This window comes from Microbacterium sp. EF45047, from assembly GCF_028472845.1.
GTDB classification, from domain to species: domain Bacteria; phylum Actinomycetota; class Actinomycetes; order Actinomycetales; family Microbacteriaceae; genus Microbacterium; species Microbacterium neungamense.
The window spans coordinates 2,428,717-2,454,473 of record NZ_CP069429.1; the positions used below are offsets into that span (position 1 = coordinate 2,428,717).

Genomic DNA, 25,757 nt, shown 5'->3' on the forward strand with positions numbered 1-25,757 from the left:
TTACTTCTTCTCGTCCTCGTCGTCGACGACCTCGGCGTCGATGACGTCCTCGTCGGAGCCGCCGGTCTCCTCAGCGGGCTCGTCCGCGGCGCCGGCGGCAGCGTTCTGGTTCTGCGCGTAGATCGCCTCGCCGAGCTTGGTCTGCGACTGCGACAGCTTCTCGAACGCGGCCTTGACCTTCTCGTCGTCGTCCCCGGCGAGCGCCGCCTTGAGCTCGTCGACGTCGCCCTTCACCTCGGACTTGACGTCCTCGGGGAGCTTGTCGTCGTTCTCGGAGATCAGCTTCTCGATCGAGTACGCCAGCGCCTCGGCCTGGTTGCGGGTCTCCGCGGCCTCGCGGCGCTTCTTGTCCTCGGCGGCGTGCTCCTCGGCCTCGCGCACCATCCGGTCGATGTCCTCCTTCGACAGCGACGAGCCGCCGGTGATGGTCATCGACTGCTCCTTGCCGGTGCCCTTGTCCTTGGCGGACACGTGCACGATGCCGTTGGCGTCGATGTCGAAGGTGACCTCGATCTGCGGCACGCCGCGCGGGGCGGGGGCGATGCCGGTGAGCTCGAAGGTGCCCAGCGGCTTGTTGTCGCGCGTGAACTCGCGCTCTCCCTGGAAGACCTGGATCGCCACGGACGGCTGGTTGTCGTCGGCCGTCGTGAAGGTCTCGCTGCGCTTGGTCGGGATGGCCGTGTTGCGCTCGATGAGCTTGGTCATCATGCCGCCCTTGGTCTCGATGCCGAGGCTGAGCGGGGTGACGTCGATGAGCAGCACGTCCTTGCGCTCGCCCTTGAGGACACCGGCCTGCAGGGCGGCGCCGACGGCGACCACCTCGTCCGGGTTCACGCCCTTGTTGGGCTCCTTGCCGGTCTCGCGCTTGACGAGCTCGGCGACCGCGGGCATGCGGGTCGAGCCGCCGACGAGCACGACGTGGTCGATGTCGGACACCTTGATGCCGGCCTCGCGGATGACGTCCTCGAAGGGCTTCTTGGTGCGGTCGAGGAGGTCCTTGGTGAGGTCCTCGAACTTGGCGCGGGTGATGGTCTCGGACAGCGACACCGGGCCGTTTTCGGTGAGCGACAGGTAGGGAAGGTTCACCGAGGTGCTGGTCGAGGACGACAGCTCCTTCTTGGCCTGCTCCGCCGCCTCCTTCAGGCGCTGCAGCGCGATCTTGTCGTTCGAGACGTCGACGCCGGTCGAGTCCTTGAACTGCTTGATCAGGAAGTCGACGAGGCGCTGGTCCCAGTCGTCGCCGCCGAGGCGGTTGTCACCGGCGGTGGCGCGCACCTGGATCGTGGAGAAATCGTCATCCTTGCCCACCTCGAGCAGCGACACGTCGAAGGTGCCGCCGCCGAGGTCGAAGACGAGGATGAGCTCGTCCTCCTTGCCCTTGTCGAGGCCGTAGGCGAGGGCCGCGGCGGTGGGCTCGTTGATGATGCGCAGGACGTTCAGGCCCGCGATCTCGCCGGCCTCCTTGGTCGCCTGACGCTCGGCGTCGTTGAAGTACGCCGGGACGGTGATGACGGCATCCGTCACCGTGTCGCCGAGGTAGGACTCCGCGTCCCGCTTCAGCTTCTGCAGGATGCGCGCGGAGATCTCCTGCGGGGTCCACTTCTTCCCGTCGACCGAGAAGGTCCAGTCGGTGCCCATGTGGCGCTTGACCGACGAGATGGTGCGCTCGACGTTGGTGACGGCCTGGCGCTTCGCGGTCTCGCCGACGAGCACCTCCCCGTCCTTCGTGAACGCCACCACGGAGGGGGTGGTGCGGAAACCCTCCGCGTTGGCGATGACCTTGGGCTCGCCGCCCTCGAGGACGCTGACGACGGAGTTCGTCGTCCCGAGGTCGATACCGACAGCACGTGCCATGTGTCTCTCCTTCTTGTCGAAGCCTGCTCTGCTGTGTGTGAAGCCTGGCGCGACCCGGAAACCTGAGTCGCGATGGCTCAAGGATACGCCGTCCGAGCCGGGCATGTCAACAAAGTTGATATTCCCGGACTCAAGTTTGCGAAGAATTCCGCGGCGGGAACAGCGGAGCACCGGCCCGGACCGGCACGTGTCGTCAGGTCAGCAATCGCCCCCACTTCGGGTCGAGCAGCGGGGCCTCGGCGAGCACCAGACAGTGCCAGAGGGTGACCGCGACCGAGTCGAGCACCGGCACCCCGGTGCGCTTCTCGACCTGCTCGGTGATCGGGGCGCCGTACAGGTTCGTGCAGAGGTACACCAGCGCATCGGGGCCGGCCTCGGCGAGCGCTAGCGACGGCTCCACCAGGCTCTCCGGGACCACCCGGCCGAACGACTCGTTGTCGCTCAGGCCGAGCGCGTGATGCCCGGCCACCGCGATGCCGTGCTCGGCGTACCGCGCCGCCACCTGCTCGTTGACGTCGGCCGCGATCGCCCGGTCGTGATCGACCCCGAGCCAGGAGCCCGAGGTGCCGTTCCAGGCGATCACGTCGACGTCCGCCGTCGCCAGCAGTTCGGCGGCGGCGCGCATGCCGGCCGCGTCGAACTGCTGGTCGGAGCCGGCGTCCAGTGCGATCCGGGTCACCGGGCGTCGGCCGCGCCTCGCTGAGGACCGCGGTGCTCTCCATGGTCAGGCGCCCCTTCCGGCGAGCACGGGTTCGGCATCCGCTCTCGCGGCGTCCTCGCCCTGCGCGTGCCGGCCGATCAGGCGCCCGACGGCGCCGGGGTCGTGGAAGCCGTCCTCGTCGAGCACGACCCGGCCTGCGGCGATCACCGCCTGAGGCCAGCCGCGCAGCATCCGTCCGTTGAAGGGCGAGAAGTCGGTGCCCATGTGCAGCGCGCCGCCGTCCACGCGCCGACTCTCGTCCGGGTCGAAGATCACCAGGTCGGCGTCGAACCCGGCCGCGATCCGCCCCTTGCCGGCGAGCCCGTGGATGCGGGCGGGACCGGCGGAGAACAGGTCCGCGAACCGCGCGAGCACGGCGTCGTCGGCCGGCGCGTCGCCCGCCAGTGCGGTGAAGCCCGCCGGCATCCGCGTCTCCACGCCCGGCAGCCCGTGCGGCATCTCGCGCACGTCGTCGGTGCGCTCGCGCTTCTGGGTCAGGTCGTAGCAGGAGTGGTCGCTGGAGAGGGTGTCGACGGAGCCGTCGGCGAACCGCTCCCGCAGCGCGGCCACCGTCTCGGCCGAGCGCATCGGCGGGCAGCATGCGAACCACTCCGGGTAGCGGGACGCGTACACGCCGTCGTCGAGCAGCAGGTAGTGCGGGCAGGTCTCGGAGTACGCCTCCACCCCGCGGGTGCGCGCCTCGGCGAGCTCGGGACGGGTGTGGTGCAGGTGCTCGATGCCGATGCGGCCGGCATCCGCGTGCTCCTCGGTGCAGTCCACGATGATCGCGTCGTGCTCGGCGTGAATGATGGTCAGCCCGCCGAGGCGGCGCATCTCCTTCATCACCCGCAGCACGGTGTCGTTGTCGCTCATCGTGGAGCCGCGGTTGGTCATGTACATCTTGACCGAGCGGATGCCCATGGCCGCGAGCTCGTCCAGCTGTGCCGGCACGGTCTCGTCCCAGGTGATCACCGAGCCGTGCAGGGCGACGTCGCAGCGCGCCTCGCGCGCCAGGTCGCGCTTGTTGCGCGCGGCTTCGAGCGGGGTCTCCATCCCGGCTCCGGTGCTCGGCGGCGTCGGGATCGTGCTGTTCGGCACGGTGGCGGCGAGCGGCATCGCGACACTGGTTCACGGTGATCTTCAACTCGGCGATCAGCTCGACCACGGTGGTCGCGGTGCTGCTGAACATCGTCTTCAACCATCTCGTGCGCGGCTCGGCGCGGAACGAGGGACGCAACGAGTTCGTCGCCGCGTCGGAGCATCCGACCGCGTAGCCGGGGCGCCGCGGCGAAGGCGGTCAGCGGCCGCCGGGCGGGCCGAGGATCAGCAGCACGACGAAGAGCGCGGCGACCGCGGCGAGGATCAGCACCGCCAGCGCCCACGGCCGTCGCAGCAGCCAGCGCATGCAGCGGTCGTACCAGGTGCGGTCGCGGGGGTCGTCGGTCTCGTCGAGGCGCCAGTCGCCGTCGAGGCGGCCGGTGCGGTGCAGCCACAGCTCGGCGGGGACGGTCGCGTAGGGGATGACGGCGCTCGCGATCGCGAGCATCGCGGCGCCCGGATGCCAGCGCTGACGAACGGCCAGGAGCACCGCCGTGGCGCCGTAGGAGAGGAAGACGAAGCCGTGGACGCCTCCGGCGATCGTCACCAGCACCGGCGGGAGGCCGGCGGCTCGGGCGATGAGTGCGGCGATCAGCAGGCTCCAGGTGATCGCCTCAGCGATCGCGAGCACGCGGAACAGGCGGGCGGGGGTGCGGAACATCGGTCTCCTCGGGTCCTGTCCAGCCTACGGGTGCCCCCGGAGAGCACACTCCGGGGGCACCCCGCGCCGGCGGTCCGGCGGGACACCGCCCGAAAGCAAGGGTTCCGCGGCCCCGGTCAGAACGGCGCGGTTTCCGCGGCCGGGACGGACGCCCACAGGTCGCGGGACGGGTCCGGATCGGGCGGCTGGAAGGTGACGGTGTTCTGCGGCGGCGGCCGATCGATGTACAGCCGGCCGGTCGGGCTGGTCCAGGCGAAGACACCGCCGCCCAGCTGTTCGACGTGCCAGGGACTGTGGTGTTTCAGGATGTGATGCCGTCGGCAGAAGTCGCCGAGGTTCTCGGCCGAGGTCGCCCCGCCGGCGGAAGCCGCGCGGTTGTGGTCGAGGTCGCACTGCGACGCCCTGCGCCCGCAGGTGGGGAAGCGGCAGCGCTGGTCCCGGGCATGCAGGTAGCGGCGCAGGTGTGTCGACGGCCGGTACCGGTCGACGGCGAGGACGCCGCCGGTGATCGGATCCGTGAGCACGCGGTCCCAGCCGGATGCCGCCCCGGCCAGGCGCCGGGCCGTGTCGAGGTCGATCGGACAGGCGCCGTCGAGCTCGGCCGGCGGCAGCGGCACGCCCGCGCGATCCAAGCCCATCAGGGTGAGGATCGGGACGGTCACCTGGACGTGCGGGACGATCCGGGCGAGCAGGCCGTCCTCGGTGTCGTGACCCGTGGGCACACCGCTCAGCACGAGGTCGGCGAGGAGGTCGGCGCGCAGCTGGGCGACCGTGCGGTCGTCCGCGACGAACACCGCGCCATCCGCCGCCGACCCGAACGCCGACGACCCCGCCGCCTGCCGGGCCGCGGCATCCGACGCCGGCACGACCCGCGCACCGGCGGCGCGCGCCTCCGCGGCGGCCTGGGCGTTGTGGTTCTTGAGCTCGGTCGCCATCTCGCTGAGCCGGTCGAACATGCCGTGCGCGAGTGCCGATGAGGTGATCGCGGTGATCTTGGAGTTGCCGTCCTCGAGATCGTCCAGCCAGACGCCGCACTTCTTGCGCGCCCTGCGGTGACGCTCGTCGATCGGCAGCGGCTGATACCGCTCCGCGAGCCGTCGCGCCATCGGGCGGAGACGGTTCGGCGATTCCTGTTCGGCGATCGCGAGCACGCTCTCGGCGTAGGCGGCGCGCTCGGCGGGATCCTCGAGATGGCTCCCCGCTTCCACGATCACACGGGCGTGACCCGCGCTGATCCGGCCCGCGCCCTGCGCGGCCCACACCTGCGGGAACCGGGTCACCAGCCATTCGGCATCCGCCATCCAGCGCTGCACCGTGCGATCGCTCACCCGCTGCGCCGCCCCGATCTCGGCCGCCACCGTGCGCAGGGTCAGGTCGCCGTGATCCGGATGCCCGCCCTGCTCGGCGACGGTCAGCGCAAGACGGGAGGCCAGCGCGAGCATGCCGTCGCGCACCGCGAGCACGCTGCTCAGCGTGGCGTCGGTCTGACGCAGCGAGGACACGATGGAATCCAGGGCGGCGACCTGCGCGTCACTGGCGTCCATCAGTGCGTTTGTCATATTCTCAGTGAACCACGAGCCACCGACATTCGAACAAAGCCACGATGCGGAGTCCGCCCGCCGTCACGCGAGGACGCGCGACACACGCCGGTAACGCGGCGCCGCTAGGCTCACCCGACATGACGACACCCGCTCTGCTCGCCGTCTCGCACGGGACCGCCGACGTCGACGGCGCGGCTGCGGTCGCCCGCCTCGTCGCCCGCGTCGCGGAGGAGCTGCCCGGCGTCGCCGTGCACGAGGCGTTCGTGGACGTGCAGCAGCCGGAGGCGGCCACCGCCCTCGCCGCGATCGACGGCCCGGTCGTGATCGTGCCGCTGCTGCTGTCCAGCGGCTTCCACGTCAACGTCGACATCGGCGGGCTCGCCCGCGACGACCTCGCGATCGCCCCGCCGCTCGGCCCCGACCCCCGCCTCGCGGACGTGCTCGCCGAGCGGCTCGCGCAGGCCGGCGGCGCGCTCGGCACAGCGTCCGGCGCCTCCGGCAGCCCGGACACCCCGGTGATCCTCGCCGTCGCCGGATCGCGCGACCCCGCATCCGAGACGGACGCCCTCGCGATGGCGGGCCTGCTCGCCGCCCGGCTCGGCCGCCCGGTCGAGACCGCGTACCTGGCCGCGCGCGAGCCGCGGCTCGACACGGTCGCCGCACAGCATCCGGATGCCGTCGTCGCGGCGTACCTGCTCGCGCACGGCTACTTCCACGACCTCGCCGTCCGCCAGGCGGGCGCATCCGTCGTCACCGAGCCCCTGCTCGACGCGGCCGAACCGCCGGCCGCGCTGGTCGACCTGGTCCTCTCCCGCTACCGCGACGCCGCCGCCTCCCTGGGCTGATCGACCGGCTCCTCCACTTCGAGCGGCGGGCAGACGCAGTCACGGCTATGTAACCGCACGTTGCTGAGCGAGAGCCCCTCCGTGACGAACTGTGACCTCCCGTTTCCGGGTGTTCGTCATGTCCTCGCATCCGGCGCCCGAGTCTCCTTACCGTGTTCACACCTTCACGAGAGCGAGACCCCCGATGACCCTGGAAGCGACGACCCGCGGCGCCCGCACCCGCACTGCGCGCGTCCCCACCAAGCCGCACGGGCAGTGGAAGGTCGACGGCACCGAGCCGCTGAACGCGAACGAGGAGTTCAAGCTCGCCGACAACGGCCTCAACGTCCGCGAGCGGATCGAGACGATCTACGCCAAGGGCGGCTTCTCGTCCATCGACCCCACCGACCTGCACGGCCGGTTCCGCTGGTGGGGCCTGTACACGCAGCGCAAGCCCGGCATCGACGGCGGCCGCACCGCCCAGCTCGAGCCGCATGAGCTCGAGGACGAGTACTTCATGCTGCGGGTGCGCATCGACGGCGGCCAGCTCACCACCGAGCAGCTGCGCGTCATCGGCGGGATCTCCACCGAGTTCGCCCGCGACTCCGCCGACCTCACCGACCGGCAGAACGTCCAGCTGCACTGGGTGCCGGTCGAAGACGTCCCCGAGATCTGGCGGCGGCTCGAAGCCGTGGGCCTGAGCACCACCGAGGCGTGCGGCGACGTACCGCGCGTGATCCTCGGCTCCCCCGTCGCGGGCATCGCCGCCGACGAGCTCATCGATCCGACGCCGCAGATCGCCGAGATCGCCGAGCGCTTCCTCGGCGACGAGTCGCTGGCGAACCTGCCCCGCAAGTACAAGACCGCCATCACCGGCCACCCCAGCCAGGACGTCGTGCACGAGATCAACGACTGCGCGTTCGTCGCCGTCGAGCACCCCGAGCTGGGCATCGGCTACGACCTGTGGGTCGGCGGCGCGCTCTCCACGGTGCCCCGCCTGGGCGAGCGGCTCGGCGCCTTCGTGCCGCCGGCGCGCGTCGCCGAGGTGTGGCACGGCGTCACCCGCGTCTTCCGCGACTACGGGTACCGCCGGCTGCGCAACAAGGCCCGTCTGAAGTTCCTCCTCGCGGACTGGGGCGTGGAGCGCTTCCGCGAGGTGCTCGAGACCGAGTACCTGGACGCCCCGCTGCCCGACGGCCCCGCCGCACCGCGGCCGCTCGGCCAGGGCGACCACGTCGGCGTGCACCGGCAGAAGGACGGGCGCTTCTACGTCGGCGCCGCCCCGGTCGTCGGCCGGGTCTCCGGCAGCATCCTCACCGCCCTCGCGGATCTCGCCGAGGCGCACGGCTCCACCCGCATCCGCACCACCCCGTTCCAGAAGCTGCTCGTGCTCGACGTCGCCGAGGACCGGGTGGAGTCGCTCGTGGCGGGCCTGGACGCGCTCGGCCTGTCGGCGCGCCCCAGCCTGTTCCGCCGCGGCACGATCGCGTGCACCGGCATCGAGTACTGCAAGCTCGCGATCGTCGAGACGAAGGCGAACGCCGCGGATGCCGTGGCCCGGCTCGAGGAGCGCCTGGGCGCGCTGGAGCCGGAGATCGGCCAGCCGATCACCCTGCACGTGAACGGATGCCCGAACTCGTGCGCCCGCATCCAGATCGCCGACATCGGGCTGAAGGGCCAGCTGATCACCAACGCCGCCGGCGAGCAGGTGCCCGGCTTCCAGGTGCACCTCGGCGGCGGGCTCGCCTCGCCGGACCGCCCGGATGCCGGGCTCGGCCGCACCGTCCGCGGGCTCAAGGTCGAGGCGGACGGCATCGCCGACTACGCCGAGCGGATCATCCGCCGCTACCTCGCCGACCGCGAGGAGGGCGAGACCTTCGCGCACTGGGCGCACAGAGCTGATGAGGAGGCGCTCCAGGCCGCGCCCGAGCAGGAGGCCGTGCGATGAGCCGGCGGGACGCCGACACACTGCGCGCCCTGGCCGCCGAGGGCGCGCAAGCGCTGCGCAGCGGGGCCTCCGACGAGGCCTCTCCCGCCGAGGTCGTGGCGTGGGTCGCGGAGAACTTCGACGTGCGCGCCGTCGCGGTCGCATGCTCGATGGCGGATGCCGCGCTGCCGCACCTCGTCGCCGAGCAGCTGCCGGGCGTCGACGTGCTCTTCCTCGACACCGGGTACCACTTCGCCGAGACCATCTTCACCCGGCACGAGGTCGCCCGCACCCTGGACGTGCGGATCGTCGACGTGAAGCCGGCGCAGACCGTGGCGGAGCAGGACGCCGAGTTCGGCCGCGACCTGTTCGCCCGCGACCCGGGCCTGTGCTGCGCCCGCCGCAAGGTGGAGCCGCTGCAGCGGGCGCTCGGCGACTGCGAGGTGTGGTTCACCGGGGTGCGCCGCGAGGAGGCGCCCACCCGGGCCGCCACGCCGCTGGTGACCTTCGACGAGCGCAACGGTCTGGTCAAGGTCAACCCCGTCGCCGCCTGGACCTTCGACGATCTGATCGGCTACGCCACGGCGCACGAGGTCGTGGTGAACCCGCTCGTCGCGAACGGCTACCCGTCCATCGGGTGCGCACCCTGCACCCGCCCCGTCGCCCCCGGCGACGACCCCCGCTCCGGCCGCTGGGCCGGACTCGCCAAGACCGAATGCGGACTCCACGTATGACTTTCAGCACTGCACAGACCGTTTCGTCAGAGAGTGTTTCGTCCCGGTCGGCTGCGCCGTCCTCGCTCAACGACCGGGAGGGGCGGCCGGTGTCGTCGACGGCGCACCTCGGCCGGGTCCCGGACGTGCCCGCCCTCGGCGAGGGAGCGCACCTGAGCACGCTGGACCTGCTCGAGGCGGAGGCCATCCACATCATCCGCGAGGTGGTCGCCGAGTTCGAGCGGCCGGTGCTGCTGTTCTCCGGCGGCAAGGACTCCGTCGTCGTGCTGCACCTCGCCGCGCGGGCGTTCGCACCCGGCCGCATCCCGTTCCCGGTGCTGCACGTCGACACCGGCCACAACTTCCCGGAGGTGATCGCGTTCCGCGACGAGACCGTCGCCCGGCTCGGCCTGCGCCTCGAGGTCGCCTCAGTGCAGGACTGGATCGACGACGGCCGGCTCACCGAGCGTCCCGACGGCACCCGCAACGTGCTGCAGACGCGGCCGCTGCTCGACGCGATCGCGCGCGGTCGGCACGACGCCGTGTTCGGCGGCGCCCGCCGCGACGAGGACAAGGCCCGCGCCAAGGAGCGCATCCTGTCGCTGCGCGACGAGTTCGGGCAGTGGGATCCGCGCAACCAGCGCCCGGAGCTGTGGAGCCTGTACAACGGCCGCCACCTGCCCGGTCAGCACGTGCGCGCCTTCCCGATCTCGAACTGGACCGAGCTGGACGTGTGGCGCTACATCGCCCGCGAGCGCATCCCGCTGCCGCCGCTGTACTTCGCCCACGAGCGCGAGGTGTTCCGCCGGGACGGCATGTGGTGGGCGGTCGGCCCGTACAGCGCGCCGCGCGCCGGCGAGCAGGTCGAGCGCCGCGTGGTGCGCTACCGCACGGTCGGCGACATGAGCTGCACCGGCGCCGTGGAATCGGATGCCGCGGACGTCGACGCCGTGGTGGCGGAGGTCGCCCGGTCGACGCTCACCGAGCGCGGCGCGACGCGCGCCGACGACCGGATCAGCGAGGCCGCCATGGAGGACCGGAAGAAGGACGGGTACTTCTGATGACGACGACCACCCTCGAGGGCATCCTGTTCCGGTTCGCGACGGCCGGCTCCGTGGACGACGGCAAGTCGACCCTGGTGGGCCGCCTGCTGCACGACGCGAAGGCGATCCTCGCCGACCAGCTGGAGCAGGTCGCTCGCACCTCGGCCGAGCGCGGCTTCGCGCACGGCGAGTTCGACTTCGCGCTGCTCACCGACGGCCTGCGCGCCGAGCGCGAGCAGGGCATCACGATCGACGTCGCCTACCGCTACCTCGCCACAGACCGGCGCACCTTCATCCTCGCCGACTGCCCCGGCCACGTGCAGTACACCCGGAACATGGTCACCGGGGCGGCGACCGCGGACGCCGTCTTGGTGCTCGTCGACGTCCGCAAGGGCGTGCTCGAGCAGACGCGCCGGCACCTCGCCGTCGCCTCGCTGCTGCGTGTGCCGCACGTCATCCTCGCCGTGAACAAGATCGACCTCGTCGGCTTCGACGAGCGGGTGTTCCGTGCCGTGGAGGCGGATGCCCGGGCCGTGGCCCGGGAGCTCGGCATCCCGGCGGCGCACGTCGTCCCGGTGTCGGCGCTGCAGGGCGACAACGTCGCCGCGGCATCCGACCGCACCCCGTGGTACGACGGGCCCGCTCTGCTGGAGCTGCTGGAGACGCTGCCCGCCGAGTCCGAGATCGACGACGTGCGCGGACGGTTCCGCCTGCCGGTGCAGTCCGTGATCCGGCCCCAGGGCGGGCTCGCGCCGGGAGAGGATGCCGAGGCGCTGCGCGACTACCGCGGCTTCACCGGCCGGGTGTCCTCGGGCTCGGTGCGCGTCGGCGACCGCGTCGAGGTCTTCCCCGGCGGGCACGAGACGACGGTCACCGGCATCCGCGTCGCCGGGCGCGAGAGCGATGAGGCGCACGCTGCGCAGTCCGTCGCGCTCACCCTCGCGGACGAGATCGACGCCGCCCGCGGGTCCGTGATCGCGGCGGCCGGCACCGGGCTCACCGGCTACCGGCAGGCGGAGGCGGAGATCTTCCACCTCGACCCCCGCCCGCTCATCCCCGGCGACGAGGTGCTGGTCAAGCACGGCACCGCCACCGTCCGCGCGCTGGTGAGCGAGGTCACCTCCAGCCGCGACCTGGAGACCCTGGCCCACCAGCCCACCTCCGAGCTGCGCGTGAACGACATCGGCCGGGTGCGCCTGCGCTTCGCCGCCGAGCTCCCGCTGCAGCGCTACGCCGACGACCGCGACGGCGGCGCGCTGCTGCTCATCCACCTCGGCGACGGCGCCACGCTCGCCGCCGCGACCATCACGTCCCTGGGCTGAACCGGCCCCGGGCATCCGACACCGACCCGCAACACCCGACCCTGCGAAGGAGGCGACAGTGAACACCGTCCGTACGACCGCGACCATCACCATCCTGGGAGTGGCCGCCGCCATGCTGGCCGGCTGCCAGTCGGCATCCGCCGAACCGCAGGAGGAGGCGGCCGCGCTGCGCCTCGGCTACTTCGCCAACCTCACCCACGCGCCGGCGCTCGTCGGCGTCGAGGAGGACCTGTTCGAGGACGCCCTGGGCGGGATCGACCTGGAGACGCAGATCTTCAACGCCGGGCCGGCCGCCGTCGAGGCGCTCTCCGCGGGCGCGATCGACGCCGCCTACATCGGCCCGAGCCCGGCGATCAACACCTACATCCAGTCCCGCGGGAAGTCCGCCGTGATCGTCGCCGGCGCGGCATCCGGTGGTGCGGCGCTCGTCGTCCGCGAGGGCATCGACACCCCCGAGGACCTGGAGGGAGCGACCCTCGCCACCCCGCAGCTCGGCAACACGCAGGACGTGGCGCTGCGCGCCTGGCTGGCGGACGAGGGCTTCGAGACCTCGACCTCCGGCGGCGGCGATGTGGCGATCGTCCCGACCGAGAACGCCCAGACGCTGACCCTCTTCCAGTCCGGCGACGTCGACGGCGCCTGGCTGCCGGAGCCGTGGGCGTCGCGCCTGGTCGTCGATGCCGGCGCGCACGTGCTGGTCGACGAGCGCGAGCTGTGGCCGGATGGCGAGTTCCCGACCACGGTGCTGCTCGTGCGCGCGGACTTCGCGCAGCAGCATCCGGATGCCGTGGAGAAGCTGCTGCAGGGCCACCTCGCCGCCCTGGACTGGATCGAGGAGCACCCGGACGAGCTGGGCGGTGCCATCAACGCGGCGCTGGACCAGGCGACCGGCAAGGCCCTCGCCGAACCCGTGCTCGCGCGCGCCCTGGAGAACGTCGCGTTCACGGCCGACCCGCACGCCGCCGCGTTCGAGGAGCTCGTCGCCGACGGCGTCGCCGCCGGCACGCAGAAGGACGGCTCGATCGAGGGGCTGTTCGACCTGTCGATCCTGAACCGGCTGCTCGAGGAGTCCGGCGCGGAGCCGGTGGACGACGCCGGGCTCGGGAGGGCGGAACCGTGACCGCCGAGCCCACCCTCACGGTGGAGCGGACCATCGGCGCCACGGCCCCGCTCGCCCCGAGCTTCGACGGCGTCACCCCGTTGCGCCCGCCCGCGGAGCCGGTTCCGCCGGCCGTCCGCATCGACCACGTGTCCAAGCGCTACGGCTCCGGGCCGCTCGTGCTCGACGACATCTCGCTCGACATCGCACCCGGCGAGTTCCTGTGCCTGCTCGGGGCATCCGGATGCGGCAAATCGACGCTGCTGAACCTCATCGCCGGCCTGGAGCCGGTCACCTCCGGCAGCATCGTCACCCCCGACGGCGGGGCCGCGGTGATGTTCCAGGAGGCCGCGCTGATGCCGTGGCTGAGCGCCGCCCGCAACGTCGAGCTCGCCCTGCGGCTGCGCGGGATGCCCCGCGGCGAGCGCCGCGTCGAGGCGCGCCGGCTGCTGGCCACCGTGAACCTCGCCGACGCCGCCGACAAGCGCCCGCACGAGCTCTCCGGGGGGATGCGGCAGCGCGTCGCCCTGGCCCGGGCACTCGCGCAGGAGCGCTCGGTGCTGCTGATGGACGAGCCGTTCGCGGCCCTGGACGCCATCACCCGCGACCTGCTGCACGAGGAGCTGGAGCGGGTGTGGCGGGCCACCGGCCGCACCATCGTGTTCGTCACCCACAACGTGCGCGAGGCGGCGCGCCTCGGCCAGCGGGTCGTCCTGCTCTCCAGCCGGCCCGGCCGGATCGCCGGCGAGTGGCGGGTGTCCAGCACGGGCCCGCGCCGGATCGAGTCCCCGGAGGTGTCGGCGCTCGCGACCGAGATCACCGCCGAGCTGCGGAAGGAGATCCGCCGCAATGCCCACTGACCTCCGCACCCCCGGCGACGTCGACCTCCGCCCCGCTCCCGAGGACGAGCTGCAGACGCTCGCCGCGGGCCTGGACCGTCTGCAGTCCGAGGAGTCCCGGCGCCGCTCCCCCTGGCGCGAGGTGCTGTCGAAGACGCTCCCGCCGGTCCTGCTGCTGCTGACCCTGCTGGCCGCCTGGCAGGCGTACGTCGTCATCGCGCAGCCGCGCCCCGACCTCGCCCCCGGCCCGCTCGACGTCGCCGCGGCGATCGGCGACGCGTGGGCGCAGGGGCGGCTGCAGGAGGCGGTGCTCACCAGCCTCGAGCGCGGGATCCTCGGCTTCGCGATCGCCATCCTCGTCGGCACCCCGCTGGGGATGCTGCTGGCCGAGTCGCGACCGCTGCGGCGGGCCGCGGGTCCCCTGATCTCCGGACTGCAGGTGCTGCCCTCCGTGGCATGGGTTCCCGCCGCGATCATCTGGTTCGGCCTGACCGACGCGACGGTCTACTTCGTCATCCTGATGGGCGCGATCCCGTCGATCGTGAACGGGCTGCTCTCCGGCATCGACCAGGTGCCGCCCCAGCTGCGCCGCGTCGGCACCGTCCTCGGCGCCTCGCGGTGGCAGCTGGCCACCGAGATCGTGCTGCCCGCGGCCATGCCCGGATACCTCGCCGGCATCAAGCAGGGCTGGGCGTTCGCGTGGCGCTCCCTGATGGCGGCGGAGATCATCGCCTTCGGCGGCACGATCGGCTTCGGCCTCGGCTCGATGCTGCAGCAGTCGCGCGAACTCGCCGACCTCGCCGGCGTCCTCGCCACGATCCTGCTGATCCTCGCGATCGGCATCCTCATCGAACTCGTCCTGTTCGGGCCGCTGGAGCGGCGACTGCTGCGCCGCCGCGGGCTGCTCACGGAAGGAACCTCATGACCACCGGAACCGTCACCCTGGTCGGCGCCGGCCCCGGCGACGCCGGCCTGCTCACCCTCCGCGGCCTGCGCGCGCTGCGCGCCGCCGACGTCATCGTCGCCGACAGGCTCGGCGCCCGCGCCGTGCTCGACCAGCTCGCCGCCGAGGGCGAGCGGCTGCGCGCCGAGATCGTCGACGTCGGCAAGCATCCGGGCCACCACCCGGTGCCGCAGGAGCGCATCAACGCCCTGCTGGTCCGGTACGCCCGCGAGGGCAAGGCGGTCGTCCGCCTCAAGGGCGGCGACCCGTTCGTGTTCGGCCGCGGCCGCGAGGAGCAGCTGTACTGCCAGGCCGAGGGCGTGCCGGTCGAGGTCGTCCCCGGGGTGACCAGCGCCGTGTCGGTGCCAGCGGTGGCCGGCATCCCGCTCACGCACCGCGGCGTCGCGGCGGCGTTCACAGTCGCCAGCGCGCACGATCCGCTCGAGGAGCTGCCCGGCGGCCGCGACCACACCGTGGTGCTGCTGATGGGGGTGGGCACGCTCGCGCACGCCGCGCACGTGCTCTCGCTCGGCGAGCGCGGCACCGGATGCCCGGTCGCGATCGTCGAGGACGGGTACGGCGACCGCGAGCGCGTCACCGTCGCCACCCTCGGCGACATCGCCCGGGTCGCCGCGGCCCGCCGGGTGCGCAACCCGGCCGTGATCGTCGTCGGCGACGTCGTCCGGCTCAGCCCGCACGCCCCCGCCGGCCTCGGCACCACCGCCGCCGGGGACGCGGCCCCGAACACTTCGGGGGTCGACACGCCACGTGTCGGACGGGATGCCCCGCAGCATCCGGCATCCGGCGTGTCGACCCCCGAACTGCAAGCCCTGGTGACCCGCATCGTCGCGGCGTTCGACGCCGGCCTGGCCGTCGACGCCGGACTCGCCGACAGCACCACCTCGCGCACCCGTTGACCCCGCGCGAACCGTCCACCCGAAAGGCCCCGTCATGACCTCTCACCCGCTGCGCGTCGCGATCGTCGGCGCCGGTCCCGCCGGCATCTACGCCGGGAACATCCTCACCGCCGCCGTCGCCGCCGGATCCGCCGGCCCTGACCTCAGCGGCGTCGAGATCGACCTGTTCGACTCGCTGCCCGCGCCGTACGGGCTGATCCGCTATGGCGTCGCCCCCGACCACCCGCGCATCAAGGGCATCGTCACCTCGCTGCACGAGATGCTCGACGCGCGGACCGAGGGGGCCGGGCGCCGCGGCATCCGCTTCCTCGGCAACGTCGAGGTCGGGCGCGACGTCGCCCTGGACGAGCTGCGCGGCCGCTATCACGCGGTGATCCTCGCCACCGGCGCGATCCGCGACGCCGCCCTGGACATCCCCGGGGTCGACCTGCCCGGCTCCTACGGGGCGGCGGACTTCGTGGCCTGGTACGACGGGCACCCCGACGTGCCGCGCACCTGGCCGCTGGACGCCCGCGAGGTCGCGGTGATCGGCAACGGCAACGTGGCCCTCGACGTCGCGCGCGTGCTCGCCAAGCAGGCGGAGGATCTGCGCAGCACCGAGGTGCCCGACAACGTCCTGGCAGGCCTCGAGGCCTCGGCCGTCACCGACGTGCACGTGTTCGGCCGCCGGGGCCCGGCGGACATCAAGTTCACCCCGATCGAGCTGCGCGAGCTGGGCGAGGTGCGCGACCTCGACATCGTGCTGCACGACGAGGACTTCGAAGGCGTCGACCCGGCATCCGCCCCCAACAACCAGCTCAAGGTGATGCTGCGCACCCTCAACACGTGGCGCACCCGGCCCGCGATCGGGGCGTCGCGGCGGCTGCACCTGCACTTCTGGCACGCGCCGGTGGAGATCACCGGCGACGGCCGCGTCGAGGGCATCCGCTTCGAGCGCACCGCGCCGGACGGCACCGGCGGCATCGCCGGCACCGGCGAGTTCCGCGAGTACCCGGTGCATGCGGTCTACCGCGCGGTCGGATACTTCGGCTCGGAGGTGCTCGGCGCGCCCTTCGACGCGCGCCGCGGCGTGGTGCCCAACGAGGAGGGCAGGGTGACGGATGCCGACGGCGCCGCCATCCCGGGGCTGTACGCCACCGGCTGGATCAAGCGCGGCCCGGTGGGCCTGATCGGTCACACCAAGTCGGACGCCACCGAGACCATCGCGCACCTCGTCGCCGACGCCGCCGCCGGGCGGCTGGACGCCCCGGCCGAGGCCGAGGACATCGCCGCGGTGCTGGAAGCCCGCGGGGTCGAGGTCACCACGTGGGACGGCTGGCTGGCACTGGATGCGCACGAGCGCGCCCTCGGCGAGACGCACGTGCACACCCGCGAGCGGGTCAAGGTCGTGCCGCGGGAGGAGCAGGTCGCGATCTCGCGCGCGGAGGTGCTGACCCCGTGACCTACGTGATCGCGCTGCCGTGCGTCGATGTGAAGGATCGTGCCTGCATCGACGAGTGCCCCGTCGACTGCATCTACGAGGGGGAGCGCTCGCTGTACATCCACCCCGACGAGTGCGTCGACTGCGGGGCCTGCGAGCCGGTCTGCCCGGTGGAGGCGATCTACTACGAGGACGACCTGCCCGAGGAGTGGCAGGACTACTACACCGCGAACGTGGAGTTCTTCGACGAGATCGGCTCCCCCGGCGGCGCCGCGAAGGTCGGCGTCATCCCGCGCGACCACCCACTGGTCGCGGCCCTGCCAGCGCAGGACGGCGGCCATGACTGAGTACGACGTCCTCATCGTCGGCGGCGGGCCGGCCGGGCTGTCGGCGGCGCTGAACCTGGGCCGGTCCCTGGCCCGGGTGCTCGTGGTGGACGCCGACCGGCCGCGCAACGCCGCCACGCTCAACTCGCACGGGTTCCTCACCCGCGACGGGGTGCCGCCGTTCGAGCTGCGCCGCATCGCCCGGGAGGAGCTCGCCGCGTACCCGAACGTCGAGATCCGCTCGCGGGTGCGGGTCGCCGACCTGCGGGCGACGGATGCCGGATTCGCCGCCGGCATCGGGCGCCGCGAGGCCACCGAGACGGTGACCGCCCGCACCGTGCTGCTCGCCACCGGGCTGCGGGAGACCCTTCCCGATGTGCCGAACCTGCGCGGCTACTACGGCATGAGCCTGTTCAGCTGCGCCGCCTGCGACGCCTGGGAGCTGCGCGGCCGCCGGCTGGCGCTGATCGGCGAGTCGGCCGATCTCGCCGACCGCGCCCGGCTGATCGCGCGCTGGACCGAGAGCCTCACCGTGTTCACGCACGGCTCGGACGCCGTCACGACCACGGAGGAGGCGGAGCTCGCGACCGCCGGCGTCGCCGTGGTGCGCTCGCCGATCGCCGAGCTGGAGGGAGACCGCGGGCGGCTGGAAGGCATCCGTGTCGCCGATGGGACGCGGTACGCGGTGGATGGCGGGTTCGTGCGGCCGGAGTGGGATGCCGACCTGTCGTTCCTGGACGGGATCGCCCCCGCCCGCGACGCGCACGGGCACCTGCACACCGACCGGTCGGGGCGCACCGACGTGCCCGGGCTGTACGCCGCGGGCGATGTGGCCTCCCCCGGCCCGCAGCAGCTCATCGTCGCCGCGGGCGCCGGGGCGCGCGTGGCGGCCGTGATCGTGCACGACACGATCGGCGTCGCAACCGCCCACTGACAGGTGACGTCAACGACGGGTGGCGTTTCGTCTCGCTCCGCTCGCTCAACGACCGGTGGCGGCGACCTGGGCGGCGAGGAGGGTGACGAGCTCGTACACGACGTGGCTCGCGGCGATGCCGGTCATCTGGGCGTGGTCGTAGGGTGGTGCTACCTCCACGACGTCCGCGCCGACCACGTTCCGGTCGGTGAGCGCGCGCAGGATGCGCAGCAGCTCCCGGCTGGTGAGCCCGCCGGCCTCGGGCGTGCCGGTGCCCGGCGCGTGCGCGGGGTCGAGCACGTCGATGTCGATCGAGATGTACAGCGGCTTGTCGCCGATGCGCGTGCGGATGCGGTCGATGCCGGCCTCCACGCCGTGCTCCTCGATGTACTCGCTGGAGACGATCGAGAAGCCGAGCCGCTCGTCGTCCTCCAGGTCCTGCTTGGAGTAGAGCGGACCGCGGGTGCCGACGTGGCAGCTCGCGGTGAGGTCGATCAGCCCCTCCTCGCTCGCGCGGCGGAACGGCGTGCCGTGCGTGATCGCCGCCGATCGTCACGATCCGCTGCACCTTCTCGCTCAGCTCCTTCGCGGCCTTCTCGATGCCGTCGACGGCTTCGGTGAGGTTGAACGGGTTGGCCGGGATGTCACCGGCATCCACCACCTGCGCGATCGCGAAGGGCGACACGTCCTGGGCCGGGTTGTACGGGCGCAGCAGCCGTCGCCGGTCCGCTCCAGCACCGACAGCACGAGCTCGGGGCCGGCGGCGCGGATCGCCTCGTCCTCCAGGTCCCGGTCGGCACCGAAGAACCCCGCGGCGCGCAGCGCCGCATCCGGATCGGCCGGCCACGCGGCATCCGGACCGCCGGCCCACCCGGCATCCGGGCCCACCGACGACCCGGCATCCGGATCCAGCGGCGCGCCGAGGCGGCGCGCGGCCACGTCGAGGGCCTGGCGATCGCTGCGCCCCTCGACCAGTACGACCGTGTGCGTCCTCGGCATGGAACGACCCTACTGGGCACCTGCCGGGCACGCCCGCGGACGGCGCGCCGCCACCTCCCGTTCACCGGGGAGCGCCAGACTGCGAGCATGAGCGATGATCCTCCGCCCCCTGACGCCACGGCGAGCAGCGGCGCCGTCGGCGTGATCGGCCTGGAGCTGCGCGGGGACGAGCCGCCCTCGCGGAAGCAGATCTACTCGTGGGCGCTGTGGGACTGGGCCACCCAGCCGTTCAACACGGTGATCCTCACCTTCATCTTCACGGCGCTGTACCTCACGACCGACCGGTTCCTGCCGGCGTCGCTGCAGGGCCTAGCCGAGGACGACCCGGCCCGGGAGGCGGGCATCGCCGACCTCACCTCGGGTCTCGGGCTGGGCTCGACGATCGCGGGGCTGGCGATCCTGCTCGTCGCACCCGTGCTCGGGCAGCGGGCGGATGCCGCGGGGCGGCAGAAGCTCTGGCTCGGCATCGGCACCGGGGCGCTGGTGCTCTGCACCGCCGGCCTCTGGTTCGTCGAGCCGTCGCCGTCGCTGTTCTGGCTCGGGGTCGCCCTGATCTCGGCCGCGAGCGTGTTCGGCGAGATCGCGGCGGTCAACTCGAACGCGATGCTGATCGGCATCGCCACCCCGCGGACGGTCGGCCGGATCTCGGGCCTCGGGTGGGGCTTCGGCTACCTCGGCGGCATCCTCGCGCTGGTCATCGTCGTGGTGTTCTCCGTGTTCGACTGGTTCGGGATCAGCGAGGAGGGCGGGCTGCCGTTCCGCATCATCGCGCTCGGCTGCGCGCTGTGGACCGTGGTGTTCTCCATCCCGATCTTCCTCAACGTCCCTGAGCCGTCGCTCGGCCGGCCGGAGCGGCGGGTCGGCTTCTTCGCCTCGTACGGGCTGCTGGTGAAGGACGTCATCGGGCTGTACCGCAATCCGGTCACCCGGCCGACGTTCTGGTTCCTGCTCGCCAGCGCCGTCTTCCGCGACGGCCTCGGCGGCGTGTTCGCGTTCGGCGCCGTGATCGCCGCCGCGGTGTTCGGCTTCGGCTTCCTCGACCTGGTGTTCTTCGGGATCGCCGCCAACCTCATCGCCGGCGTCTCCACGATCATCGCGGGCCGCTTCGACGACCGTTTCGGGCCCAAGCGCGTGATCGTGTGGTCGCTCACCGCCATGGTGGCGGCGGGGCTCGCGGTCTTCCTGCTCACGGATGCCGGCAAGACGGTGTTCTGGATCGGCGGGCTCATCCTGTGCGCCTTCGTCGGCCCGGCGCAGTCCGCCGCGCGGTCGTTCCTGGCCCGGGTGACCCCCGCCGGACGCGAGGGCGAGATCTTCGGGCTGTACGCCACCACGGGCCGGGCGGCGAGCTGGATGGCGTCCGGGGCGTGGAGCCTGTTCATCCTGCTCACCGGTCGCACCGCCTTCGGCATCCTCGGCATCGTGCTGGTGCTGCTGGCCGGCCTGCTGCTGCTCCTGCCGCTGCGCGAGCGCCGGCCCGGCGGAGCCCTCAGGACCCGATGAACTCCTCGGCCTCGCCGAACGACGGCTCCTCACGGATCTCGACCGCGGCTCCGAGCCGGTCGGTGTCGAGCACGACGAGGTCGTTGCGGCCCTCCCGCCACAGCGGGGCGGGAGGGTACAGCGTCTCCTGCGGCCCGCGCTCCCAGTAGCGACCGAGCAGGAAGCCGTTCAGCCAGACCATGCCCTTCGCGCCGCCGGGGAAGGCGAGCCACGCGTCGAGCGGCTCGTCGATGTCGAAGGAGGCCACCGCGGACCCTGAGCCCCCCAGCGCGGACTCTGAGCCCCCCAGCGCGGACTCTGAGCCCCCCAGCGCGGACTCTGAGCCCCCCAGCGCGGACTCTGAAGCCCCCCAGCGCGGACCCTGAGCCCCCCAGCGCGGACCCTGAGCCTGTCGAAGGGTCGGCCGGCGCTTCGACAGGCTCGGCGTCCGCCCGTCCCGTGAGCACGCGTGCGTCCAGCCGTGCACGTACCGCCGTCCGATCACGACGCCCTGCAGGATGCCCTTGCGCTCCCCGGTCAGCGGCCCGTAGTTGATCCCGGCCGAGGCTCTCCACCAGGATCGTCAGGCGCCCGGAGCCGCCGGCCTCGGGCATCCGCAGCTCGTGCGAGCCGTCGTGCTCAAGGGTGCCGAGCCGCACCCCGTCGAGCAGGACGGTGGCCCGGTCGCGCAGCCCGAGCACGCCGAGCACGGCATCCGCCGGATACGAGACGTCGGCTTCGTAGGCGACGAGACCGTCCTCGGCGCCGAGCTCCTCGAAGCTGAGCGGCACCGGCGCGACGGCCCGCACCGGCAGCGCCCGCAGGATCTCCGGCAGCGAGGCGACGGGACGCAGGGGGGCGGATGCCGCGCGCCGGCGGCGCGGGGCATCCGGGATCGGCGGCAGGTCGCCGTCGTGGAACGGCGCGAACGCCGCGCGCAGCGCGTGGAACTTGTCGTTCAGCGTGCCGTCCTCGCCGATCGGCGCGTCGGAGTCGTAGCTGGTGACCGTCGGCTGCAGCACGCCGTCGTGGTTGGCGCCGTTCCACAAGCCGAAGTTCGTCCCGCCGTGCGCCATGTACAGGCTGACCGAGCCGCCGGCGTCCAGCAGCTCCTGCACGGTGCCGATCATGCTCGCAGCCGAGCGGACGTGGTGCTTCTCCCCCCAGTGGTCGAACCAGCCGCCCCACAGCTCGCTGCACATCAGCGCCTCGCCGTCGCGGCGCAGCTCCACGGCCTTCGGCACGCCGGTGCCGTCGCGCAGATGCGCGAGATAGGCGCCGTCGCTGCCGAAGGAGCCGTACTCGTTCTCCACCTGCACCAACCGGATGGGACCGCCGTGCGCGGCCTGTAGCGGCGCGAGCCGCGGGATCAGCACGTCGTACCAGGCGTCCACCGCGGCGAGGAAGACCGGATCGCTGGTGCGGAGCGCCCGCGTGCGCCCGCTCAGCCAGAACGGGATGCCGCCGTTGGACCACTCCGCGCAGATGTACGGGCTCGGGCGGAGGAACACGTCCAGCCCCACCGCGCCCGCGATGCGGATGAACCGCTCCACGTCGCGCCAGCCGGTGAAGTCGGGCCTGCCCTCGACCCGCTCGTGGAAGTTCCAGGCGACGTAGGTGTCGACCGTGTTCGCTCCCATCGCGGCGAGGCGGCGCAGCCGGTCCTCCCACTGGCCGGGGTGGATGCGGAAGTAGTGCACGGCCCCGGAGAGGATGCGGTGCGGGCGGCCGTCCCGGAGGAGCCCGCCGTCACGCCAGGTGAGGGACGGTGCGGCAGAAGGGGACATGGGGCTCCGAGCGGCGAGTGTTTGCGCTCACAGTACCGATGAGCTGATCGCCCTCGACCCCGCCCGGCTCAGCCTCGTGTACGTGCTCGACGGGGTGGTGCGCCCGCTCTCGCATCCGCGCCTGCCGGACGAGCTCCGCGCCGGCGACGCGCTGCTCTCCCGCGAGCCGCTCGCCCTGCTGCTGCCGGCCGGGTCGGGCATCCTGCTCTCCGAACTCGATCTGGACGAGCGCTCCGCCGAGGTCGCCGGGCTGCTGCCGACGGCGGCATGGATCCAGGGCTTCGACCGACTCGAGCCGGCCGCCGCGGCCCTCGCCCAGCACATGGGCGCCGACCGCGAGGGAGACTGCCCGAAGCGGGAGGGCGACCTCGTCATCTGCCGGATGATGGCCACCACGCTGCTGCAGTCCCTGATCCGCGCCTGGTCGACGATCGGCTGCGCCCCCGAGGGCTGGCCGCATCGCGCCGGCGACCCCTTCCTGGACCGCGTCCTCGACGCCGTCCATGCCGACCCCGGCCGGGAGTGGAAGCCGCCGATGCCGAACAGGGCGAGCAGCAGCACGATCCTGCCCGCGTCCACGGCCTGCCCGTCGGCCTGCACCCGCTCCAGCGCGAGGCGGATGTAGGTGTAGGCGAGGAAGTGGCCGAGCACCACGAGCACGTGACCCGCGACGCCGAGGGCGATGCCCGGGCGGCGCAGCGTGTCGAGCAGCACCGAGAGGCGGGCGACGTTCTCGGCCGGGACCGACGGCAGCAACAGGCGCAGCGCCACGGCGAGCAGGCCGGTGGCGAGGGCCGCGAGGGCGAACACGCCCCGCCAGTCGATGACGGCGCTGAGCATGACGCCGATCGGCACGCCGGCGACGGTCGCCAGCGACGTCCCGGCGGAGGTGAACATCACCGCGCGGCCGAGCCGCTCGGGGCCTGCGATCCGGGCGGCGACCGTGATCGACATCGCCCAGAAGCCGGAGAGGGCGGCGCCGAGGAGGACGCGCGCGAGCAGCAGGAGCGGCAGGGTGGGGGCGATGGCGACGATCGCGTTGGACGCCGCCGCGGCCGCGGCCATCCACACCAGCAGCGCGCGGCGGTCCAGGCGCGGCAGCGCGAGCCCGATCGTGGGGGCGACGAACAGGCCGACGAGGGCGGTCACGGTCACCATCTGCCCGGCCTGGCCCGGCGTCACCCGCAGCTCGGCGGCGATCTCGGTGAGCACGCCGTTGGGCAGGAACTCCGCGGTGACGAGCAGGAAGCTCATCGTCATCATGGCGAGCAGCGCGCCGTAGCGCAGGCGGGGCGGGGCGGCGGATGCGACGGGCAGGGGTGCGGTCGTGGTCATGCTTCCAGCCTCGCCCGGCGGCGGGGCGGATGCCCGACCGTCCGTCCGCGGCATCCGACGGATCGTCCGGAAGCCCCGCGCGGCGGTTCAGCCGCCGACGGACCCCGCGTCGGTGACACCGACGTCGGTGCGGTGGAAGTTGTGGAAGGACCGGGATGCCGTGGGCCCGCGCTGCCCCTGGTAGCGGTTGCCGTACGGACCGGAGCCGTACGGGTTCTCCGCGGGCGAGGTGAGCCGGAAGAAGCAGAGCTGTCCGATCTTCATGCCCGGCCACAGCTTGATCGGGAGCGTCGCGACGTTGGCGAGCTCGAGCGTGACGTGGCCGGTGAATCCCGGATCGATAAACCCGGCCGTGGAGTGGGTGATCAGGCCGAGGCGGCCCAGCGACGACTTGCCCTCCAGGCGGGCGGCGATGTCGTCGGCGAGGGTCACCCGCTCGAAGGTCGCGCCGAGGGCGAACTCGCCCGGGTGCAGGATGAACGGCTCGTCGGGCGACACCTCGATCAGCCGGGTGAGCTCGGGCTGGTCCTCGGACGGATCGATGAACGGGTACTTGTGGTTGTCGAAGAGACGGAAGTAGCGGTCGAGCCGGACGTCGACGCTGGACGGCTGGACCATCTGCGGGTCGTGCGGGTCGAGGCCGATGCGGCCTGACGCGAGCTCTGCTCTGATGTCGCGATCGCTGAGAAGCACGGGATCAGCCTAACGGGCGGCGGGAGGGCGGACCGGGCCGCGTGACGGCGGACGGCGGGCGAGGGGCGGACCGGTCCGCGCGTCGGCGCGGTGCGACCGCGAGGTTTGTTATGCTGGCCAGACGCCGCAAGGCTCCGGGGCTGTAGTTCAATGGCAGAACTTCTGCTTCCCAAGCAGACAGCGCGGGTTCGATTCCCGTCAGCCCCTCCACACGCGAAGAGCGCCCCGCCACCACACGCCGGGCGATCTTCGGCATCCGGCGCCTTCCGTGGCCCCGCCGTCACTCGTGATCGTCGCCCTCCATCAGCATTCCGACCGAGGTGGCACACGTGTCCCCGCTCCAGGCCTCCACGCCCTCACGCACCGCGAAGCCAGCGATGACGAGCGCGGCGAGCGAGTCCGCCCACCACCAGCCCAGCCCCGCGTGCAGCACCAGCCCGACGAGAAGCGCCGCGCTCAGGTACGTGCAGATGAGAGCCTGCTTCGAGTCGGCGACCGCCGTCGCCGATTCCGCCTCCCGCCCGGTGACGCGCTCCCACCAAGACAGGAACGGCGTGACGAGCACGCTCACCGTGGCGATCGCGATGCCGAGCGGCGAATGCTCCGGCTCCACCCACCACCCGGCGAGCGTGAGCGCGGCGCTCACGGCGACCCAGGCGGCGAGCGCGAAGAACGCGATTGCGATGATCCTCAGCACCGGCTTCTCCCAGCGCCCCGGGTCGCGGCGCGTGAACTGCCAGGCGACCGCCGCGGCCGAGGACGCCGCGCTCCCCGCGGCGAGCGCCACGACCGCTTCGAGCACGTTGTATCCGATCGTGATGCCGACGATGAGACGGATCCGGCGATACAGCAGCGCCCGCCGCGCCGCCGTCCCGGCGGTCACTCCGCTCCCGCGCAGCATCCGAGGACGTCGCAGGCCCCGTCGCAGCACGTCTCGTTCTCCGCGACCGCGACGGTGACACGCAGCAGCTCGCGGATGGCCGCGGCGAGGTGCGGGTCCGCGACCTCATAACGGGTCCGCCGGCCTCGGGGTTCGGCGACGACGAGACCGCAGCCGCGCAGGCACGACAGGTGGTTCGAGACGTTCTGCCGGGTGAGGCCGAGCTCCTCGGCGAGGTCGGCCGGGTACCGGCCGCCCTCGAGGAGCTCGAGCAGGATGCGGGAGCGCGTGCGGTCGGACATGGCGCGGCCGAGCCGGATCATCACGTCGGCGGCGGTCATGGCGGGCATGAACAGATAATACATCATTGGCTGTACTATTGGCGATGTCGGTGGCTGCCACGAGAATCGTCCACACCGAGCAATCCAACGGGCGTCACTT

24 protein-coding genes, 1 tRNA gene and 2 pseudogenes are annotated in these 25,757 nt (G+C 72.6%); 15 read left to right on the top strand and 12 right to left on the bottom strand.

Features of this window, described 5'->3' with window-relative positions; translation table 11 throughout:
* From dnaK to JRG78_RS11905, 3 genes are all read right to left on the bottom strand, one after another.
* On the bottom strand, positions 1–1,854 hold the full coding sequence (dnaK, locus tag JRG78_RS11895) for a molecular chaperone DnaK (protein WP_259606864.1): 1,854 nt from the start codon (positions 1,852–1,854) through the stop codon (positions 1–3).
* 193 nt (positions 1,855–2,047) lie between these two features.
* Entirely contained in the window at positions 2,048–2,533 is a 486-nt protein-coding gene (locus JRG78_RS11900) for a hypothetical protein (protein WP_259606865.1), read from the bottom strand.
* Positions 2,534–2,578: 45 nt separating this feature from the next.
* Positions 2,579–3,670, bottom strand: a complete 1,092-nt coding sequence (locus JRG78_RS11905; RefSeq protein WP_259606866.1) for a dihydroorotase — start codon at positions 3,668–3,670, stop codon at positions 2,579–2,581.
* A 17-nt stretch (positions 3,671–3,687) separates the two neighbouring features.
* Here JRG78_RS11905 and JRG78_RS12780 point away from each other — a divergent pair, with 17 nt between their 5' ends.
* On the top strand, positions 3,688–3,828 hold the full coding sequence (locus JRG78_RS12780; protein ID WP_432806414.1) for a hypothetical protein: 141 nt from the start codon (positions 3,688–3,690) through the stop codon (positions 3,826–3,828).
* A 23-nt stretch (positions 3,829–3,851) separates the two neighbouring features.
* Here the strand turns inward: JRG78_RS12780 and JRG78_RS11915 are convergent, their stop codons facing one another.
* Positions 3,852–4,313, bottom strand: coding sequence for a DUF3817 domain-containing protein (locus JRG78_RS11915; RefSeq protein WP_259606867.1), 462 nt, complete (start codon positions 4,311–4,313; stop codon positions 3,852–3,854).
* Between the two features lie 116 nt (positions 4,314–4,429).
* A complete protein-coding gene (locus JRG78_RS11920) occupies positions 4,430–5,872 on the bottom strand; it encodes a DUF222 domain-containing protein (RefSeq protein ID WP_272653425.1) in 1,443 nt (480 codons plus the stop codon).
* A 119-nt stretch (positions 5,873–5,991) separates the two neighbouring features.
* Here JRG78_RS11920 and JRG78_RS11925 point away from each other — a divergent pair, with 119 nt between their 5' ends.
* The 12 genes from JRG78_RS11925 to JRG78_RS11980 all read left to right on the top strand — a co-directional run bounded on the left by JRG78_RS11925 (position 5,992) and on the right by JRG78_RS11980 (position 18,161).
* A complete protein-coding gene (locus JRG78_RS11925; RefSeq protein WP_259606869.1) occupies positions 5,992–6,699 on the top strand; it encodes a sirohydrochlorin chelatase in 708 nt (235 codons plus the stop codon).
* Positions 6,700–6,883: 184 nt separating this feature from the next.
* On the top strand, positions 6,884–8,626 hold the full coding sequence (locus JRG78_RS11930) for a nitrite/sulfite reductase (protein ID WP_259606870.1): 1,743 nt from the start codon (positions 6,884–6,886) through the stop codon (positions 8,624–8,626).
* Positions 8,623–9,339: a phosphoadenylyl-sulfate reductase gene (locus tag JRG78_RS11935; protein WP_259606871.1), complete on the top strand. Its 717-nt coding sequence runs from the start codon at positions 8,623–8,625 to the stop codon at positions 9,337–9,339. Before JRG78_RS11930 ends, JRG78_RS11935 begins: the two co-directional genes overlap by 4 nt.
* Before the next feature lie 125 nt (positions 9,340–9,464).
* Complete coding sequence (cysD, locus tag JRG78_RS11940; RefSeq protein ID WP_259608211.1) at positions 9,465–10,379, top strand: sulfate adenylyltransferase subunit CysD; 915 nt, start codon at positions 9,465–9,467, stop codon at positions 10,377–10,379.
* Positions 10,379–11,683: a sulfate adenylyltransferase subunit 1 gene (locus JRG78_RS11945; RefSeq protein ID WP_272653426.1), complete on the top strand. Its 1,305-nt coding sequence runs from the start codon at positions 10,379–10,381 to the stop codon at positions 11,681–11,683. Before cysD ends, JRG78_RS11945 begins: the two co-directional genes overlap by 1 nt.
* A gap of 58 nt (positions 11,684–11,741) precedes the next feature.
* Complete coding sequence (locus JRG78_RS11950; protein WP_259606873.1) at positions 11,742–12,803, top strand: ABC transporter substrate-binding protein; 1,062 nt, start codon at positions 11,742–11,744, stop codon at positions 12,801–12,803.
* 80 nt (positions 12,804–12,883) lie between these two features.
* Positions 12,884–13,642, top strand: a complete 759-nt coding sequence (locus tag JRG78_RS11955) for an ABC transporter ATP-binding protein (protein WP_432806454.1) — start codon at positions 12,884–12,886, stop codon at positions 13,640–13,642.
* Positions 13,632–14,546, top strand: a complete 915-nt coding sequence (locus JRG78_RS11960) for an ABC transporter permease (RefSeq protein ID WP_259606874.1) — start codon at positions 13,632–13,634, stop codon at positions 14,544–14,546. Before JRG78_RS11955 ends, JRG78_RS11960 begins: the two co-directional genes overlap by 11 nt.
* Positions 14,543–15,481 (top strand): uroporphyrinogen-III C-methyltransferase, encoded by a 939-nt coding sequence (cobA, locus tag JRG78_RS11965; protein WP_259606875.1) that lies wholly within the window; start codon positions 14,543–14,545, stop codon positions 15,479–15,481. The genes JRG78_RS11960 and cobA overlap by 4 nt, the downstream gene beginning before the upstream one ends.
* A 34-nt stretch (positions 15,482–15,515) precedes the next feature.
* A complete protein-coding gene (locus tag JRG78_RS11970) occupies positions 15,516–16,922 on the top strand; it encodes an FAD-dependent oxidoreductase (protein WP_259606876.1) in 1,407 nt (468 codons plus the stop codon).
* Positions 16,919–17,248: a ferredoxin gene (gene fdxA, locus JRG78_RS11975; protein ID WP_259606877.1), complete on the top strand. Its 330-nt coding sequence runs from the start codon at positions 16,919–16,921 to the stop codon at positions 17,246–17,248. The genes JRG78_RS11970 and fdxA overlap by 4 nt, the downstream gene beginning before the upstream one ends.
* The gene (locus JRG78_RS11980; RefSeq protein WP_259606878.1) at positions 17,241–18,161 is read left to right on the top strand and encodes an NAD(P)/FAD-dependent oxidoreductase; all 921 of its coding nucleotides are present in this window, start codon (positions 17,241–17,243) and stop codon (positions 18,159–18,161) included. Before fdxA ends, JRG78_RS11980 begins: the two co-directional genes overlap by 8 nt.
* A 45-nt stretch (positions 18,162–18,206) precedes the next feature.
* On the opposite strand, the pseudogene JRG78_RS11985 reads toward JRG78_RS11980, so the two are convergent.
* Positions 18,207–19,011: pseudogene (locus tag JRG78_RS11985) on the bottom strand (arginase family protein).
* Positions 19,012–19,226: 215 nt separating this feature from the next.
* On the opposite strand from JRG78_RS11985, the gene JRG78_RS11990 reads away from it, so the two are divergent.
* Positions 19,227–20,642: an MFS transporter gene (locus tag JRG78_RS11990; RefSeq protein ID WP_272653427.1), complete on the top strand. Its 1,416-nt coding sequence runs from the start codon at positions 19,227–19,229 to the stop codon at positions 20,640–20,642.
* On the opposite strand, the gene JRG78_RS12640 is transcribed toward JRG78_RS11990, so the two are convergent.
* The 4 genes and pseudogenes from JRG78_RS12640 to dcd form a co-directional block, all read right to left on the bottom strand.
* A complete protein-coding gene (locus JRG78_RS12640; RefSeq protein WP_336297714.1) occupies positions 20,629–21,126 on the bottom strand; it encodes a hypothetical protein in 498 nt (165 codons plus the stop codon). The two genes, JRG78_RS11990 and JRG78_RS12640, sit on opposite strands and share 14 nt — an antisense overlap.
* Positions 21,127–21,238: 112 nt before the next feature.
* Positions 21,239–22,408, bottom strand: a pseudogene (locus JRG78_RS11995) (beta-galactosidase); the annotation flags it as partial.
* Between the two features lie 27 nt (positions 22,409–22,435).
* Positions 22,436–23,743 carry an MFS transporter gene (locus tag JRG78_RS12000; protein ID WP_259606881.1) on the bottom strand — a complete coding sequence of 436 codons (1,308 nt, stop codon included), beginning with the start codon at positions 23,741–23,743 and terminating at the stop codon, positions 22,436–22,438.
* An 87-nt stretch (positions 23,744–23,830) separates the two neighbouring features.
* Complete coding sequence (gene dcd / locus JRG78_RS12005) at positions 23,831–24,436, bottom strand: dCTP deaminase (RefSeq protein ID WP_259606882.1); 606 nt, start codon at positions 24,434–24,436, stop codon at positions 23,831–23,833.
* 136 nt (positions 24,437–24,572) lie between these two features.
* Here dcd and JRG78_RS12010 point away from each other — a divergent pair.
* A tRNA-Gly gene (locus JRG78_RS12010) sits at positions 24,573–24,646 on the top strand.
* A gap of 70 nt (positions 24,647–24,716) precedes the next feature.
* Here the strand turns inward: JRG78_RS12010 and JRG78_RS12015 are convergent.
* A complete protein-coding gene (locus JRG78_RS12015; protein WP_259606883.1) occupies positions 24,717–25,319 on the bottom strand; it encodes a cation transporter in 603 nt (200 codons plus the stop codon).
* Positions 25,316–25,666 carry a Cd(II)/Pb(II)-sensing metalloregulatory transcriptional regulator CmtR gene (gene cmtR, locus JRG78_RS12020; protein WP_259606884.1) on the bottom strand — a complete coding sequence of 117 codons (351 nt, stop codon included), beginning with the start codon at positions 25,664–25,666 and terminating at the stop codon, positions 25,316–25,318. The genes JRG78_RS12015 and cmtR overlap by 4 nt, the downstream gene beginning before the upstream one ends.
* Positions 25,667–25,757 lie beyond the last annotated feature (91 nt).

What these genes read in the sequence shown, in the direction of transcription:
- dnaK (WP_259606864.1), bottom strand. Translation starts at nt 1,854, where the DNA reads ATGGCACGTGCTGTCGGTATCGACCTCGGGACGACGAACTCCGTCGTC.
- JRG78_RS11905 (WP_259606866.1), bottom strand. Translation starts at nt 3,670, where the DNA reads ATGCCGCTCGCCGCCACCGTGCCGAACAGCACGATCCCGACGCCGCCG.
- JRG78_RS11915 (WP_259606867.1), bottom strand. Translation starts at nt 4,313, where the DNA reads ATGTTCCGCACCCCCGCCCGCCTGTTCCGCGTGCTCGCGATCGCTGAG.
- JRG78_RS11920 (WP_272653425.1), bottom strand. Translation starts at nt 5,872, where the DNA reads ATGACAAACGCACTGATGGACGCCAGTGACGCGCAGGTCGCCGCCCTG.
- JRG78_RS11925 (WP_259606869.1), top strand. Translation starts at nt 5,992, where the DNA reads ATGACGACACCCGCTCTGCTCGCCGTCTCGCACGGGACCGCCGACGTC.
- JRG78_RS11930 (WP_259606870.1), top strand. Translation starts at nt 6,884, where the DNA reads ATGACCCTGGAAGCGACGACCCGCGGCGCCCGCACCCGCACTGCGCGC.
- JRG78_RS11935 (WP_259606871.1), top strand. Translation starts at nt 8,623, where the DNA reads ATGAGCCGGCGGGACGCCGACACACTGCGCGCCCTGGCCGCCGAGGGC.
- JRG78_RS11945 (WP_272653426.1), top strand. Translation starts at nt 10,379, where the DNA reads ATGACGACGACCACCCTCGAGGGCATCCTGTTCCGGTTCGCGACGGCC.
- JRG78_RS11960 (WP_259606874.1), top strand. Translation starts at nt 13,632, where the DNA reads ATGCCCACTGACCTCCGCACCCCCGGCGACGTCGACCTCCGCCCCGCT.
- cobA (WP_259606875.1), top strand. Translation starts at nt 14,543, where the DNA reads ATGACCACCGGAACCGTCACCCTGGTCGGCGCCGGCCCCGGCGACGCC.
- JRG78_RS11970 (WP_259606876.1), top strand. Translation starts at nt 15,516, where the DNA reads ATGACCTCTCACCCGCTGCGCGTCGCGATCGTCGGCGCCGGTCCCGCC.
- JRG78_RS11980 (WP_259606878.1), top strand. Translation starts at nt 17,241, where the DNA reads ATGACTGAGTACGACGTCCTCATCGTCGGCGGCGGGCCGGCCGGGCTG.
- JRG78_RS11990 (WP_272653427.1), top strand. Translation starts at nt 19,227, where the DNA reads ATGAGCGATGATCCTCCGCCCCCTGACGCCACGGCGAGCAGCGGCGCC.
- JRG78_RS12000 (WP_259606881.1), bottom strand. Translation starts at nt 23,743, where the DNA reads ATGACCACGACCGCACCCCTGCCCGTCGCATCCGCCGCCCCGCCCCGC.
- cmtR (WP_259606884.1), bottom strand. Translation starts at nt 25,666, where the DNA reads ATGCCCGCCATGACCGCCGCCGACGTGATGATCCGGCTCGGCCGCGCC.